Source organism: Mesorhizobium sp. LNJC405B00, assembly GCF_000502615.1.
In the GTDB taxonomy this organism is placed as follows: Bacteria; Pseudomonadota; Alphaproteobacteria; order Rhizobiales; family Rhizobiaceae; genus Mesorhizobium.
This window is the reverse complement of the sequence record NZ_AYWC01000028.1, coordinates 23,590-37,863: the sequence shown is the minus strand read 5'-3', so window position 1 is coordinate 37,863 and position 14,274 is coordinate 23,590. Positions and strand designations below refer to the sequence as shown.

15 protein-coding genes and 1 pseudogene are annotated in these 14,274 nt (G+C 64.1%); 12 read left to right on the top strand and 4 right to left on the bottom strand.

The genetic code is table 11. The annotated features are described in order from the left end of the window. Positions 1-126 precede the first annotated feature (126 nt). Together X756_RS137990 and X756_RS137995 are read right to left on the bottom strand one after the other, a co-directional pair. The gene (locus X756_RS137990) at positions 127-651 is read right to left on the bottom strand and encodes a hypothetical protein (protein WP_023731638.1); all 525 of its coding nucleotides are present in this window, start codon (positions 649-651) and stop codon (positions 127-129) included. A 44-nt stretch (positions 652-695) separates the two neighbouring features. Then, entirely contained in the window at positions 696-1,118 is a 423-nt protein-coding gene (locus tag X756_RS137995; RefSeq protein WP_023731637.1) for an OsmC family protein, read from the bottom strand. Between the two features lie 174 nt (positions 1,119-1,292). Between X756_RS137995 and X756_RS0135730 the strand changes: the two genes are divergently transcribed. From X756_RS0135730 to X756_RS138000, 4 genes and pseudogenes are all read left to right on the top strand, one after another. Further along, positions 1,293-1,745 carry a (2Fe-2S)-binding protein gene (locus X756_RS0135730; protein ID WP_031239588.1) on the top strand — a complete coding sequence of 151 codons (453 nt, stop codon included), beginning with the start codon at positions 1,293-1,295 and terminating at the stop codon, positions 1,743-1,745. Positions 1,746-1,760: 15 nt separating this feature from the next. Next, a pseudogene (locus X756_RS1000000170650) lies at positions 1,761-2,291 on the top strand (molybdopterin cofactor-binding domain-containing protein); the annotation flags it as partial. 124 nt (positions 2,292-2,415) lie between these two features. Continuing rightward, complete coding sequence (locus X756_RS01000000166185) at positions 2,416-4,140, top strand: molybdopterin cofactor-binding domain-containing protein (protein WP_348529836.1); 1,725 nt, start codon at positions 2,416-2,418, stop codon at positions 4,138-4,140. Positions 4,141-4,150: 10 nt separating this feature from the next. Further along, on the top strand, positions 4,151-5,458 hold the full coding sequence (locus tag X756_RS138000; RefSeq protein WP_023731636.1) for a cytochrome c: 1,308 nt from the start codon (positions 4,151-4,153) through the stop codon (positions 5,456-5,458). A gap of 22 nt (positions 5,459-5,480) precedes the next feature. Here X756_RS138000 and X756_RS138005 read toward each other — a convergent pair whose 3' ends face one another. Both X756_RS138005 and X756_RS138010 read right to left on the bottom strand, forming a co-directional pair. Next, the gene (locus tag X756_RS138005) at positions 5,481-6,965 is read right to left on the bottom strand and encodes an AMP-binding protein (RefSeq protein WP_023731635.1); all 1,485 of its coding nucleotides are present in this window, start codon (positions 6,963-6,965) and stop codon (positions 5,481-5,483) included. A gap of 54 nt (positions 6,966-7,019) precedes the next feature. Further along, complete coding sequence (locus tag X756_RS138010; protein ID WP_023701859.1) at positions 7,020-7,835, bottom strand: p-hydroxycinnamoyl CoA hydratase/lyase; 816 nt, start codon at positions 7,833-7,835, stop codon at positions 7,020-7,022. Positions 7,836-7,989: 154 nt separating this feature from the next. Between X756_RS138010 and X756_RS138015 the strand changes: the two genes are divergently transcribed. The 8 genes from X756_RS138015 (at position 7,990) to X756_RS138045 (ending at position 14,258) form a co-directional block, all read left to right on the top strand. Then, a complete protein-coding gene (locus X756_RS138015; protein ID WP_031239587.1) occupies positions 7,990-8,463 on the top strand; it encodes a MarR family transcriptional regulator in 474 nt (157 codons plus the stop codon). A gap of 353 nt (positions 8,464-8,816) precedes the next feature. After that, complete coding sequence (locus X756_RS138020) at positions 8,817-9,542, top strand: 3-keto-5-aminohexanoate cleavage protein (protein WP_023731633.1); 726 nt, start codon at positions 8,817-8,819, stop codon at positions 9,540-9,542. A 172-nt stretch (positions 9,543-9,714) separates the two neighbouring features. Then, the gene (locus tag X756_RS1000000169075) at positions 9,715-10,086 is read left to right on the top strand and encodes an acyltransferase family protein (RefSeq protein WP_156941429.1); all 372 of its coding nucleotides are present in this window, start codon (positions 9,715-9,717) and stop codon (positions 10,084-10,086) included. Between the two features lie 126 nt (positions 10,087-10,212). Beyond that, positions 10,213-10,722 carry an Lrp/AsnC family transcriptional regulator gene (locus X756_RS138025; protein ID WP_023670324.1) on the top strand — a complete coding sequence of 170 codons (510 nt, stop codon included), beginning with the start codon at positions 10,213-10,215 and terminating at the stop codon, positions 10,720-10,722. Beyond that, entirely contained in the window at positions 10,719-11,882 is a 1,164-nt protein-coding gene (locus tag X756_RS138030; RefSeq protein ID WP_023727809.1) for a saccharopine dehydrogenase family protein, read from the top strand. Before X756_RS138025 ends, X756_RS138030 begins: the two co-directional genes overlap by 4 nt. A 109-nt stretch (positions 11,883-11,991) precedes the next feature. Continuing rightward, complete coding sequence (locus X756_RS138035; protein ID WP_023670322.1) at positions 11,992-12,780, top strand: ABC transporter substrate-binding protein; 789 nt, start codon at positions 11,992-11,994, stop codon at positions 12,778-12,780. Between the two features lie 129 nt (positions 12,781-12,909). Beyond that, positions 12,910-13,587, top strand: a complete 678-nt coding sequence (locus X756_RS138040) for an amino acid ABC transporter permease (protein WP_023693902.1) — start codon at positions 12,910-12,912, stop codon at positions 13,585-13,587. Next, positions 13,584-14,258, top strand: coding sequence for an amino acid ABC transporter permease (locus X756_RS138045; protein WP_023684787.1), 675 nt, complete (start codon positions 13,584-13,586; stop codon positions 14,256-14,258). Before X756_RS138040 ends, X756_RS138045 begins: the two co-directional genes overlap by 4 nt. Positions 14,259-14,274 lie beyond the last annotated feature (16 nt).

Sequence of the window (14,274 nt, the reverse complement as noted above, 5' to 3'; positions counted from 1 at the left end):
TGGCTCTGGGTCGCCCTCCGTCATCAACAAGCGATTCGTGTGTCATCGCAGTGTAGAATCACACCCGATTCCGCAGGGCAATACCTATCTTAGCGCCTATGCCCACGAGGGGGGAGATTGGCAGCGTCACCGCTTGCGATACCCCTCCAGCTCCGGGTCGAGATCAACGCGCACCGCGTTGGTGAACACGCAGGTCGCCACCATGATGCCGGCGAAGGCGACGAGGTTGACCAGCAGTGTGTCGTCGTAGCGAGCCTTGATTGCCGCCCAGACATCGTCGGGAACGGCGTTGGTATCGGCAGCGACTGCCTTGCCAAATTCGATCAGCAGTGTCTCGTCGGCGCTGGGCTCGATCGCCTCGGGATCAAGACCGCTGTCGATCAGCGCGCGGCGGAAGAAGGTAACCGGAATCTCGGCGCGGCATCTCTCGGAGACCGCCAGCGACAACAGCCAGATGGCGCGGTCGTCGAGCGTGGGCTTCAAGAGATCGCGCAGGGTGAACCATTCGGCATAGATGCGGTGGGCTGCCGGTGAATGCAGCAGGATGCGCTTCATGTTGGTCATGCGCCCGCGCAGGCCAAGTTCCCTGTCGTGCTCGGCGCGGATGTCTTGCGATGCCGAGGCGTAGTCGATCGGCGGGATCATGGCCATGGGACGGTCCTTGGTTGGTGGTAGCGAGGCATTCTGCGACACCCTCACCCAAGCGTCGTATGCAATTGCGGCGCGGCGCGCAGCGTGTTGGACACCGTGCAGATCGCTTCGGCGTCCTCGACGATCCGCTGCTTGGTCGCAGCGTCGAGATCGCCTGAGATGTCGAGCCTGATGTTGAGCCTTTCGACGCGCGACGGTTCGTCCTTCGCCTTCTCGCCGCTGACCTCGGCGCGTACTTCGCCAAGCTCGGCGGCGACGCCGAGGCGTGAGGCGGCGATGCGCGCGCTCAGCACCATGCAGGCGGCGAGCGAGGCGTAGAGCAGGTCGAGCGGATTGAAGCCCGGCGCGCTGACGCCGGTGACGACATCGACTGCACCGCCGGTCGGAGTGGTGATGGAAGGCAAGCCGCCGGGCTGCAGCGTCGCCGTCGCGCCGGTGACGCGGGTCCTGACCTTCAACTCAGCCATCGCAAAAACCTTTCAGCCGGCAGCCCGGCAAAGATCAGGGGCACTGTGGCGCGCACACGAGTGCGATTTGCACACGCGTTGCGGTGCCGAACAACATGCATGTGATTAGACACGACCGGCAAACAGGTGCCTACTGCATTGTCCACGGGGATGCGGATAACCGAGGAGAGGCCCATGATTGCGCTCAATGTAAATGGCGAGGATCGCAGTGTCGACGTGCCGGACGATATGCCATTGCTGTGGGTGCTGCGCGATGTCATCGGCCTGACCGGCACGAAGTTCGGTTGCGGCATCGCCCAGTGCGGCGCCTGCACGGTGCAGCTTGACGGGCAACCGGTGCGATCCTGCGTGTTGCCGGTCGCGTCGGTTGGGTCGCGCCATGTCACCACCGTCGAGGCGATCGGTGCGACGTCGGCGGGCAAAAAAGTGCAACAGGCATGGCTCGACCTTGAAGTGATCCAGTGCGGCTATTGCCAGTCCGGCCAGATCATGTCGGCCTCGGCGCTGCTGGAGCGCAACCCCGACCCGAGCGACAGCAATATCGATGCCGCCATGTCCGGCAATATCTGCAGGTGCGGCACCTACACGCGAATAAGAGCGGCCATAAAACAGGCCGCGAAGGCCTGAGGGAGATAGCCAGCCATGAGCAAGCCGTCCTCCTCCCCCACCCAAAAATTCACCTCGCGCCGTGCCTTCCTGCAGGGCAGCGGCCTTCTGCTCGGCTTCACCATGCTGGGCGCCGGCACCAGGCCCGGTTTTGCCGCCGCCGAACCCGTCGAGGGCGACGTCACCGCCGCCTTTTCACCCGATGCTTTTATCCGCGTCGACAGCGACGGCAAGATCACTTTCATCCTGCCCAACATCGAAATGGGCCAAGGCACGCACACCGGCGAAGCGACGTTGATTGCCGAGGAACTGGAAGTCGGCCTGGACCAGGTGAAGGTCGTCGACGCGCCGCCCAACGACAAGCTGTACGCCACCGCTGCGCTTGGCGGCCAGGCAACGGGCGGCTCGACCTCGATGCGGGCAACCTGGGAATCGCTGCGCAAGGCAGGCGCCGTTGCCCGCACGATGCTGGTTGCGGCAGCAGCCGCGCAATGGGCGGTTCCGATTTCGGAATGCAGCGCCAAGCTTGGCGTGGTCACGCATCTGCCGACAGGCCGGCAGCTGGCCTATGGCGCGCTCGCCGACGCGGCCGGCAAGCAACCGGTGCCGAGCGACGTCAAGCTCAAGGACCCCAAGGATTTCCAGCTAATCGGCAAGTCGCTGCGCCGGGTCGACACGGCGGGCAAGGTCAATGGCGCAGTGGTCTACGGCATCGATGNAGCTAATCGGCAAGTCGCTGCGCCGGGTCGACACGGCGGGCAAGGTCAATGGCGCAGTGGTCTACGGCATCGATGTGCGCGTGCCCGGCATGAAGGTGGCGACGGTCGCCGCCTGTCCGGTGATCGGCGGCAAGCTCGGCGATGTGGACGAGACGGCGGCACGCGCCGTTCCAGGCGTGCGCGATATCGTCAGGCTGGACAATGCGGTCGCCGTGATCGGCGATCATTTCTGGGCGGCCAAGAAAGGCCTCGAGGCCCTCACCATCACCTGGGACGAAGGCGCCAACGCCAGGCTTTCAAGCGCCGATATGATGAACACGCTGAAGGCTGCGTCCAAAAACAAGACACCGATCATGGCGCGCCAGGAAGGCGACGTCGCCGGCGCGCTGAAAGCCGCCGTCAAGACGGTCGAGGCGAGCTATGAGCTGCCGTTCCTGGCCCATGCGCCGATGGAGCCGGTCAACTGCGTCGTGCATGTGCGCGCCGATGAATGCGAGATCTGGCTCGGCACCCAGGTGCCCACCCAGGCGCAAGGCTGGGCGGCACAGGTCACGGGCTTTCCGCTCGACAAGATCATCGTGCACAATCACCTGATCGGCGGCGGCTTCGGCCGCCGGCTTGTCGCTGAATATGTCGGCCAGGCGGTGGCGATCGCCAAACAGGTGAGCTACCCGGTCAAAGTTATCTGGACGCGTGAAGAAGACATCCAGCACGATCTCTACCGGCCGACCTACTACGACCGGATATCAGCCGGTCTCGGCGCCGACGGCTTGCCGACCGTGTGGATCGACCATGTCGCCGGCGGTTCGGTGTTGGGTAATTACATCCCCGGCGGCTGGCCTCAGGACAAGCTTGACGACGATGCCGTCGAGGGCGCCGCCAAACCGCCCTATGATCTGCCGGTCATCCAGGTCGACTGGGTGCGCGAGGACCCGCCGGTGCCGATCACCTGGTGGCGCGGCGTCGGACCGACGCACAATGTCTTCGTGGTCGAAAGTTTCATGGACGAACTCGCCAATGTGGTGGGCAGGGATCCGGTAGAGTATCGCCGGGCGCTGACGAAGAACCAGCCGCGGGCCGCAGGCGTGCTCGAGCTGGCGGCCGAAAAGTCGGGCTGGGGCTCGCCGCTTCCGGCCGGCAGCGGCCGCGGCATTTCCCTGCACGATGCCTTCGGCAGCTTCATGGCCGCGGTGCTGGAAATCTCGGTGTCAGCGGCCGGCGAGATTACGCTGCAGCGCGCGGTGGTGGCCGTCGATTGCGGCATCGCCATCAACCCAAACACGGTCGAAGCCCAGATCGAAGGCGGGTTGATCTTCGGCCTGTCGGCGGCGCTCTACAGCGGCATCACTTTCAGCAATGGCCGCGTCGACCAGAGCAATTTTCACGACTACCGCATCCTGCGCAACAATGAGGCGCCGAAGATCGAGGTCTATCACGTCAAGAGCCTGGAATCGCCTGGCGGCATCGGCGAGACGGCAACGGTTTCGGCCGGTCCCGCCCTTGCCAACGCGATCTTTGCCGCGACGGGAAAACGCCTGCGCAGCCTGCCCATAGACCGCAACCAGCTGAAGAGCGACGGCGCCGACAAGACCAGCGTGTCGATGGTGCCGCCGTTGGCAGCGCCCTTGCTGGCGGTGCTAGCGAACAGCGAGGAGCGCTCTGAGCCCGGCATCGAAACCGAAGCCGAAGCGCTGTGAGGGCCAGGCCATGAGAAGCTTGATCCGCATCCTCCTCGCTGTCGTGGTCGTCATCGCCGCCGGCGTTGCGATCTTCCTGTTCAAACCGGCGTCGCTGCCGGACGTCTCCGTGGCGGCGGCGAAACTGCCGACCGGTCAGGCGCTGATCGATCGCGGCGAATATCTGACGCGCGCCGCCGATTGCGTCGCCTGCCATACAAACGGCGGCGGCACGCCCTATGCCGGGGGCCTTGCCTTCAAACTGCCGTTCGGCACCGTCTATTCCCCAAACATCACCGCCGACAAGGAAACCGGCATCGGCGACTGGAGCGACGCGGAGTTCGCGCGTGCCTTGCATCAGGGCATCGACAAGCAAGGCCGCAATCTCTATCCGGCCTTTTCCTATGCGGCCTACGCCAGGATGGCCACGGAAGATGCGCTGGCGATCAAGGCCTATCTGTTCAGCCTGCCGCCGGTGCACGCCGAGGCGCCGAAGAACGATCTGAGTTTTCCGTTCAACCAGCGTTATGTCCTGCGGTTCTGGAACCTGTTGTTCGTTCCCGACGGTCCGTTGCCGCAAGACGAAAAGCAGAGCGCGGAATGGAACCGCGGCGCCTATCTCACCGAAGCAATGGCGCATTGCGGCGAATGCCACACGCCACGCAACCTGCTCTATGGGCTCGATAACAGCAAGAAATTCGCCGGCGCCGAATTGCAGGGCTGGAAGGCCTACAACATCAGTTCGGACAAGACGACCGGCATCGGCAGCTGGAACGATGAGCAGTTGTCCAACTATCTCTCCAAGGGTCATGCGGAAGGGCGTGGTGCGGCCACCGGCAACATGGGCGAAGCCGTCGACTACAGCCTGCGCCATTTGACGCCGGAAGACATCAAGGCGATCGTCACTTACGTAAAAACCGTGCCGCCGCAAGTCAGCAGCGACAAGGCGATCGTCGAAGTCGAGCCGCCGGCAACACTGACGACGTCCATCGCCTACGCTCCGTCTGCCGATTCAGTGGCGCAAGGCGGGCTCGGCCTGAAGCTGTTCCAGGGCGCCTGTGCCAGCTGTCACGGATGGAACGGCGAAGGGCTGCAGACCCCTTATGCGGCGCTGCGCGGCAGCCGCACGGTCAATGACCCCGATGGCACGAACCTCATCCAGGTCATCCTGAAGGGCGCGCATATCACGACGCCGCTCGGCAAGCAGGCGATGCCGGCTTTCGCCAATGCCTATTCGAATGTCGAGATCGCGGCGCTCGGCAACTATGTGCTGGCGCATTTCGGCGGCAAGCAATCCGCCATCGCGCCGGCCGACGTCGCCAAGGCGCGGGCGCAGTGAAGGACGGCGGTGGCCTCTGGGCTCAGCCGCGCAAAATGTGTTTCTGGATCTTGCCCGACGCGGTGCGCGGCAGCGCCTCGGCGAGCATAAATTCCTTCGGCACCTTGTAGCGGGCGATACGGTCCGCGCAGTGCGCCGCGAGCGCGGCCGGATCGAGGACGCAGCCAGCCTTCAGTACAACGAAGGCGCGACCGACCTCGCCCCAGCGCCCGTCGGCGATGCCGATGACGGCGACGTCCGAAATGTCGGGATGATCGAGCAGCGCCATCTCGACCTCGGCTGGATAGACGTTCTCGCCGCCCGAAATGAACATGTCCTTGCGGCGGTCGACGAGGGTGACGAAACCATCTTCGTCGCGGCGCGCAATGTCGCCGGTGCGGAACCAGCCATCCGGTGTAAAGGCCTGCGCCGTCTCATCGGGCCGGTTCCAGTAGCCCGGCGTGACATTGGGGCCTGACAGCCATATCTCACCCGGCTCGCCGGCTGCGGCGTCGTGGCCATCTTCGTCCACGATGCGCAGCGACAAAGACGGCGCCGGCAGGCCGGCGGAGCCGGCCTTGCGGGCGATCTGGTGTGCCTCGACCGGCATGCCGAGCACGGTGCCGGCTTCGGTCATGCCGAAGCCGTCGACCATGCGCACGCCCTGCTCTAGCCACCAAAGGATGTCGGCGACGGGATTGGGCGCGCCACCGGTAAAGATGGCCGTCAGCGTGGTCCAGTTCGCCGGCGCGAACGCGGTGCCGTCGCGCAGCATCCGTGCCATTTGCGGGACGCAGAAATAGTGGGTGACGCCGAGGTCCGGGTCTGCCAGACGGCGGTTGGTGAGACCGGCCTCGAAGCCGGGCGAGATCAGCACGGTGCCGCCCTGCAGCAAGGGCGGACGCAGGCTGGTGATGAGGCCGATGACATGGAACATCGGCGCGTCGCAGAGGAAGATGCTGGAATTGCCGACCCGCCCCAGCACGCCGAAATTGACCGCGGTGGCGAACGCATTGGCCTCGGTCAGGATGACACCCTTGGGCCGGCCCGATGTGCCGGAGGTGTAGAGGATGATCGACGGTACATCGCCCGCCGGCAAAGCGCGTCGTAGCGCGGGCGCTTGCGCTTCGACCGCCGCGGCAAAGGCCCTGACCTCCACAGGTACACAGCCTTTTGGCAGCGCCGTAATCAGCGCCGCGTCGTGCAGCAGCAGCACCGGCTCGCAATCGGCCAGGACCGTCTGCTGCTCGACGGCGGAAAGGCGCCAGTTGACCGGCACGAAGATGGCGCCGAGCCGCATGGCGGCCTGCTGCGCGATGAGTAGATCGGCGCTGTTGCGGCCGAGCGTCGCGATGCGTTGTCCCGGCTCGATGCCGTAGTCTTCCAGCACAGCCATGGCGCGCTGGATGGCCTCGTCGAGCGTACGGTAAGTCCAGCGCCGCCCGGATGCGAGATCGACGCAGGCGACGCGCTGCGGCTGCGCGCCCGCGTGCAGCGCCACGGGGTCTGAAGTCGTCCAGGCCGGCATTCGCATCTTCTCCCCGGATTGCGCCCTCACTCTCGGCTCAGTCGGTCGCCGGGATCACCTCGCCTTGTCATAGGCGCCGAGCCCGGGCTTGTAGCTCTTTTCGTCGATGAACTGGCGGATGCCTTCCTTGCGGCCGTCATTGTCGTAGGAATTGGCCGCTTCCTGCGCGCGCACCAGATAGTCCTCGGCATTGTCGTAGGTCATCTCGCCGACGCGGCGGATAGCATCCTTGGTCGCCTTCAGCGCCACCGGGTTTTTCTTCAGCAGGATGTTCGCCACCTCGGTAACTCGTGGCTTCAGCTCCGCCAGCGGCAGGCTTTCATTGACCAGCTTCCAGGCCGCCGCCTTCCTGCCGTCGATCAGCTCGCCGGTCAGCGCGTGATACATGGCGTCGCGCATCGACAGGAGATCGACCACCACCTTGGTGGCGCCGCCGCCGGGCAGGATACCCCAGTTGATCTCCGACAGAGCGAATTGCGCCTCGTCGGCGGCGAAAGCGAGGTCGCAGGCAAACAGCGGGCCGTAGCCGCCGCCAAAGCACCAGCCATTGACCATGGCAATGGTCGGCTTGCGATACCAGCGCAGCCGCCGCCACCAGCCATAGGCCTCGCCTTGCGCCTTGCGGACGGCGCCCAGCCCCTTGGCCTCGGTCTCGCGAAAATACTCCTTGAGGTCCATGCCAGCCGACCACGCACTGCCCTCGCCCGACAGCACCAGCACGCCGACATCATCGCGGTATTCCAGCTGGTCGAGCACCTCCATCATGCGCCGGTTGAGCGCCGGGTTCATGCAATTGCGTTTTTCAGGCCGGTTGAAGCGCACCCAGGCGATGCCGTCCTCGATGTCGAAGGCAACGGTCTCTTCGGTCACGGCAACTCTCCTCCGGCTTGCGTTCCTGTGTGGCGGGGAGAAGAGTTGTGCTCTTCCCCCGCATCAACCGCTATGTGACATAGCTTTTAGAATTGCTATGTTGCATAGTCTTTTTTGCTTGACAAGAACCTTGGTCGCAGCGATCGGTTGCAGCATGGACGAGACATCGGACCGCAGCGGCAAGGTGGCTAGGGTGGCGCCTGAAGACAGTCTCGACGCACAGATCGGCTACAATCTGCGGCGAGCTTCGACCCTGGCGCTCAATGATTTCACCGCCGAGATGGCCGATGCCTCACTGCGCCCGGTCACCTACGGGATGCTGGCGCTGATCGACGAACGGCCCGGCATCAGCGCCGCCGAGCTTTGCCGCCGGCTCGGCATGAAAAGCGCCAACATGGCGCCGCTGCTGGCCGAACTCGAGGAGCGCGGGCTGGTCGACCGCGACGACCATGCGCAGGACAGGCGCATGCAGGTGCTCGCTCTGACCAAGGCAGCCAAAGCCGCCATGCCGGCATGGCGGCTCAAAGTGCGCAACCACGAGGACCGGTTCCTGCAACGGCTGACGAAAAAAGATCGGGCAACACTGCTGCGGCTGTTACGGCTGATCTGGAGCGAGGACAGCGATTGAAAGGGAGGCCGGGGTGCTTCGGTGCTGATCGTAGCGATGATGGGCGCGGCGACGCCGAACACCACCTGAGGTTTCCGCGAGACACCCCCCTCTGCCCTACCGGGCATCTCCCCCTCAAGGGGGGAGATTGGACCTCACCTCTGCCTTCGCCAGTCTCCAACGTTGCGACGCCGTAGGCGCAGCTGATCTCTCCCCTTGAGGGGGAGATGGCCGGCAGGCCAGAGGGGGGTGCGAAGGAACTCGGCATTGCCCAGGTTTGGCGCAACACACTGTCAGCAGTCTTTACCGCGCCCGTTTCCTCTCCACCCTGCCCTTTGCTAGGCTCGCCCATCGGCAACAGGATCGCGAGAGCCATGATCGTCCAGACCTGCATCAACGGCGCGCGCGCCGCCGATTTTCACCCCACGCTGCCGCTCGACGCCGAAGCCATGGCGCGCGATGGCGCGGCCTCTGTTGCCACCGGCGCAGCTGAGCTGCACGTCCATGCCCGCGGCGCGGACCGCCGCGAGAGCCTTGCGCCGGAAGCGATGGACCCGACGATCGCAGCGCTGCGCCGCGCCTGCCCCGGCACGCTGATCGGCGTTTCTACCGGCGCCTGGATCGAGAATGACGATACAAGCACGCTGGTCGCCATCGCCGGCTGGCGCGAATTGCCGGACTATGCCTCTGTCAATCTCAGCGAGGCGGCGGCACCCATCGTCATGGAGAGCCTGCGCCAGCGCGGCATCGGCATCGAGGCGGGTCTGGCCTCGGTCGCCGACGCCGAGCGCCTCGTCAGCCTCGACCATGGCGGGCGCGTGCTGCGCGTCCTGATCGAGATTTCCGAGCAGACGCTAGACGAGGCTTTTGCGGTCGCCGACGGCATCGAACAGGTCCTGGAGCGCGCCGGCATTCGCCGTGCCATCCTGCTGCATGGCGAGAACGCGACGGTGTGGCCGTTCGTGCGCCGTGCCGCGGATCGCGACTGGTCGACGCGCGTCGGGCTGGAGGATGGGAAGCATCTGCCGGATGGCACGGTTGCGGCCGGCAATGCCGCGCTGACGGCGGCAGCGGTGGCGATCTTCCAGGCCGGGCGATAGCGCATACAAGCAGCGCGCCAAGGCATCGCCGAGACGATGGCGATCGCAAGGCCCGGGCCGCGAAAGTCGGTGAAAGCTATTCAAATTTTATGTATTAATTAAACCGGCAGTTAATCGTCGCATCAACGATCTCATCTGTGTCAATATTCTCCGGCATTGGGGACATTTTTTAATGAACGTCATTCCGGATAATGATCACGCTGCGCCGCGTCGGATTCAACAATATACATCGATACAGACCCTGCGGGGGCTAGCAGCCCTAATGGTTGTTATCTATCATCTTCCGGTCGCACTAGGCGTGCTCGATTTGCCTATTCCCATTCTAAACAGCGGCGTCGACCTGTTTTTCGTCATCAGCGGTTTTGTCATGGTTCTCTCGACGGAGAACAGACATCGCGACCACTACGACCTACCGTCGCGTTCAAGCGACCACGGCCGCGGCAAGATCGTCTTCGAACTCCGTCACCTAGTGCTGTCGCGCACATCCTCGACTGCCCCAAAATGTGCAGCGGTTTTGGGACGACATGCATCCTGTCTTGCCTGAACGCACACGGGAACTGGCACAGAGGGATGACATAGCTCTTGCTGCTGTTAAAAATTTCCCATAAGGTATTTTTCATATCCGAAAGAAAATCCCATCGTTTCTTTCCCTTTATGAAAGCCTTGCCTTTTGCGTGAGCATCTCGATCAAACCGATCGACGGCTGGTAAAGCTGTTGTCGCAAGATGCCCAGCCCGGCATCAACCGGCTCGCCGAGACGATGGCGATCTCAGTGCCGACGGTGCGCTCAAGGTTGCGCAATCTGCTCGACCGCAACCTCTTGAAGATCGTCGGGCTGCTCAATCTGACCGAACGCCCCGAGCTGATCTCGGCCATTGTCGGCATCAACGCTCAGGGACGTGGCCGCGCCCGGGAACTGGCGCAGCGCATTGCCGAACTGCCTTTCGTCAACTCGGCCTCGGTGGTTACCGGGCGCTTCGACATCATCGTCGACGTGACCGTCGCCGGCGATGTCGCCGACCTCTACCGCATCACCAGCGAGCTGATTCCGGGCGCCGGCATTCCCGGGGAAGTCGTGCGCAGCGAAACCTTCGTCGTCATGGCTTCATGCAACAAATGGGTCAGCCTTCCCGAAGGCTGCTGGTCGGAAGAAACACCGTCACGCAAGGAGCCGGCATGAGAATAGCTGTTCTCGGCGGCCTCGGCCTGCAGGGACGGGCGGCCATCGCCGATCTCGTCGCCAGCGCCGGCGTCGAGGAAGTCGTCTGCGTCGATACGTCGGCCGACGGCCCTGCCCGGCTTGCCGGGCTGACCGACCTTTCCCGCGTGCGTTTCGTCGTGCCCGAGGGCCCCATCGGCCCGGCACTTGCCACCGTGCTGGCGGATGTCGACGCCGCCATCGATCTGTTGCCGCAGCCATTGATGCGCGAGGCGGTGCAGGCCGCGATCGCAACGCTCACGCCGCTGGTCACCACCAATTACGGCAAGGCGATTGCCGATCTGGCGGCGGAGGCTGAACAGGCCGGCGTTTCGATCATGACCGAATGCGGGCTCGATCCCGGCATCGACCTCGTGCTCTACGCGCGCGCCGCAAAGCAGTTCTCTAGGATCTCCTCGATCGATTCCTATTGCGGCGGCATCCCCGAACCGAAGGCGATGGCGAAGCCGCTCTGCTACAAGGTGAGCTGGAATTTCGACATGGTTCTGGTCAGCCAGAACCGCGACAGCGTGATGATCGAGCATGGCAAGCGCGTCGAAGTGCCGGCCGGGCGGCAGCACGACAATGCCTTCATCCACGAGATCGAGGTCGCGGGCCTCGGCCGGCTGGAAGCTTTCCCCAATGGCGACGCGCTGCACTATGTCGAGATGCTGGCGGCCGCCAAGGGATTGCAACGCTCGGGCCGCTATACACTGCGCTGGCCGGGATGGTCGGCGTTCTGGGCGCCGCTGAAGGAACTCGGCTTCCTCTCCGAAGACAAGGTGCCCGGCACCGGCGCCAGCCCCCGCGAATTTCTCGGCCGGCTGCTCGGCCCGCAATTGCAGTATGGCGCTGACGAGAAGGACCTTTGCGTGATGCGCAATGTCTTTTCCGGTCTCGAGGGCGGTCGCGCCAAAACGGTGACATCGGACCTGATCATCGAACGCGACCTGGCATCCGGCCTGTTCGGCATGAGCCTCGGCGTCGGCTATCCCGCCAGCATCGTGGCGCAGATGCTGGCGCGGCGCGAGATCGCCACACCTGGCCTGCTCAACCCGCTGCTGCATGTGCCGGACGATCCCTTCTTTGACGAGCTGGCGAGGCGTGGCATCAAGGTGACCGAAACGGTGGCCTGGGACTGACGATTTTCGAACGGTGGCTGCCGCCGGCAAACGGTGCCGCCGCTCAAAAAACACCCAAAAGGGTGGAATAACAAAGTGGAACAACAACGATAACAGGAGGAATGCCAAAATGAAGATTGCCAGACTTTTTATCGCCGGACTTGCGCTTGCGGGGCTCGCCACTGCGGCCAGTGCCGGGACGCTCGACGAGATCACCAAGCGCGGCGAACTGCGCGTCGCGGTACAGACGCAAGGACCTCCCTTCTCGCTGGTCGGCGCGGCCGGCGAGCGCACCGGCAGTTCGGTCGAACTCGCCGAGCTGATGGCCAAGGAAATGGGCGTCAAGATCACCTTCCTCGACTATGACTGGGACGGGCTGATCCCGGCGCTGCTTTCGGGCAAGGCCGACCTGCTCGTCGCCGACATGACGCCGACGCTGGCGCGCGGCATGAAGGTCGCCTTCACCACACCTTACATGTATACGGGCAGCACCGTCTTCACCAAGGCCGACAGCAAGTTCAAGACAACCGAGGACTGCAAGGCCAAGGGCACCAAGATCGCCGTGCTGTTGGGCGCCACCGGCGAAAAGGAAGCCAAGAACGCCTTCCCGGATGCCGACATCAAGAGCTACAAGGGCGGCGGCCCGCTGCTGCTCGACGCGGTCAACAACGGCCAGGCCGATTGCGGCGTCAACGACGTCTCGGCGGTCAAGGGTCAGTCGACAGCCTATCCCGCCGGCACCTTCACCATCATGCCGGACCTGTTGTCGAAGGAGCCGCTTGCCTTCGCCACCCGCTACGACGAGCCGGACCTGTTGATCTGGATGAACCTGTTCCTCAACCAGGTCAGCATCGACGGACGCCTGCAGAAGAACCTCGACTACTGGGTCAATTCCGACGCCTGGAAGAAGGATCACTAAGCAGAGGTAAGCAGGGAGTAGTGAGTAAGAAGTAGTGAATGGTGAATGGTGAATGGCCATTCCGGACGCTACTCACTACTCACTACTCACTACTCACTACTGCCCATTCACCATTCACCATTCACCGCCATGCTCGAAAATTTCAGCTTCCGCACCATCATCGAATATCTGCCTTTGTTCGGGCAGGGTCTGATCACGACCGTGTGGCTGTCGGCGCTGTCCTTTGCGGGCGCGCTGGCCGTCGGCATCGTGCTCGCCGCCATGAACCTGCAGCGCGGCCAGCTGTTTCGCGTGCTGGCCAAGGGCTATATCGATGCCGTGCGCGCCACGCCGTTGCTGGCGCAGCTCTACTTCCTCTATTTCGGCCTGCCGCGTCTCGGCTTCGTCCTGCCCGAGCTGGTCGTCGGCATCATCGCTCTGTCGCTGAACAGCGGCGCCTATGTCGCGGAAATCATCCGCGCCGGCATCCTGTCGATCCCGCGCGGCCAGGTCGAGGCCGGCGTCGCCTCGGGGATGACCTATGTCCAGCGCATGCGCCTGGTCATCCTGCCGCAAGCCTTCAAGGTGACGATCCCGCCGCTGCTCGGCCAGGCGATCGTGCTGGTCAAGGATTCCGCGCTTTTGTCGCTGATCTCGGTTTCCGAACTGACGCGCGCCGGCCAGTTGCTGGCGTCCGACCGCTTCATGCCGGCGGAAGGTTTCATCACCATCGCCGCCTTCTATCTGCTGCTCTATTACGGCCTCAAAGGACTGGCGGGGCTGTCCAGTCGCTGGCTCGGTCTGCAGCCGGCAAGGAGCAGCACATGATCTGGCAACAGCTGCAAAGCCTGGCCGGCAGCTACCCCCTCGCCTTGCGCGGCCTTGGCATGACCGTGATGCTGTCGGCGATCAGCCTGGTGCTGGGCACGCTGCTTGGCTTCGGCCTCGGCATATTGCGCACCGGCGGCAACCGGCTGATCTCGAGCGTGATCGGGGCCTGGGTCGACCTGATCCGCGGCACGCCGTTCCTGGTGCAGATCTTTCTGATCTTCTTCATCCTGCCGGAATTCGGCATCGAGCTCGATGCCTTCACCGCCGGCATCATCGCGCTCACCAACCTCGCCGCGTGCTTCATCTGCGAGATCGTCGCCGCCGGCATCCGCTCGGTGCCGACCGGCCAGGTTGAGGCAGCTCTGGCGTCTGGCCTGTCGCGCTGGCAACGCATGCGCCAGGTGGTGCTGCCGCAGGCGATGCGCATCGTGCTGCCGCCGCTGGTCGGGCAATATGTACTGTTGATCAAGGATTCTTCCGTCGTCTCGGCGATCGGGCTGACCGACCTCACCCGCGTCGGCTGGCTGGTGGTGCAGCGTGTGCCCAACGGCCTGCTGGTCTTCTTCCTGGTCGGCGTCGGCTATTTCGTCGTCTGCTATCCGCTGATCATGCTCGCCCGCCGGCTGGAGCGCCGCATGGGCGCGGCGCATGGCGAGGTGCAGCTGTGACATCGAACCCAAAGGG

What these genes read in the sequence shown, in the direction of transcription:
- X756_RS137990 (WP_023731638.1), bottom strand. Translation starts at nt 651, where the DNA reads ATGGCCATGATCCCGCCGATCGACTACGCCTCGGCATCGCAAGACATC.
- X756_RS137995 (WP_023731637.1), bottom strand. Translation starts at nt 1,118, where the DNA reads ATGGCTGAGTTGAAGGTCAGGACCCGCGTCACCGGCGCGACGGCGACG.
- X756_RS0135730 (WP_031239588.1), top strand. Translation starts at nt 1,293, where the DNA reads ATGATTGCGCTCAATGTAAATGGCGAGGATCGCAGTGTCGACGTGCCG.
- X756_RS138000 (WP_023731636.1), top strand. Translation starts at nt 4,151, where the DNA reads ATGAGAAGCTTGATCCGCATCCTCCTCGCTGTCGTGGTCGTCATCGCC.
- X756_RS138005 (WP_023731635.1), bottom strand. Translation starts at nt 6,965, where the DNA reads ATGCCGGCCTGGACGACTTCAGACCCCGTGGCGCTGCACGCGGGCGCG.
- X756_RS138015 (WP_031239587.1), top strand. Translation starts at nt 7,990, where the DNA reads ATGGACGAGACATCGGACCGCAGCGGCAAGGTGGCTAGGGTGGCGCCT.
- X756_RS138020 (WP_023731633.1), top strand. Translation starts at nt 8,817, where the DNA reads ATGATCGTCCAGACCTGCATCAACGGCGCGCGCGCCGCCGATTTTCAC.
- X756_RS1000000169075 (WP_156941429.1), top strand. Translation starts at nt 9,715, where the DNA reads ATGAACGTCATTCCGGATAATGATCACGCTGCGCCGCGTCGGATTCAA.
- X756_RS138030 (WP_023727809.1), top strand. Translation starts at nt 10,719, where the DNA reads ATGAGAATAGCTGTTCTCGGCGGCCTCGGCCTGCAGGGACGGGCGGCC.
- X756_RS138035 (WP_023670322.1), top strand. Translation starts at nt 11,992, where the DNA reads ATGAAGATTGCCAGACTTTTTATCGCCGGACTTGCGCTTGCGGGGCTC.
- X756_RS138040 (WP_023693902.1), top strand. Translation starts at nt 12,910, where the DNA reads ATGCTCGAAAATTTCAGCTTCCGCACCATCATCGAATATCTGCCTTTG.
- X756_RS138045 (WP_023684787.1), top strand. Translation starts at nt 13,584, where the DNA reads ATGATCTGGCAACAGCTGCAAAGCCTGGCCGGCAGCTACCCCCTCGCC.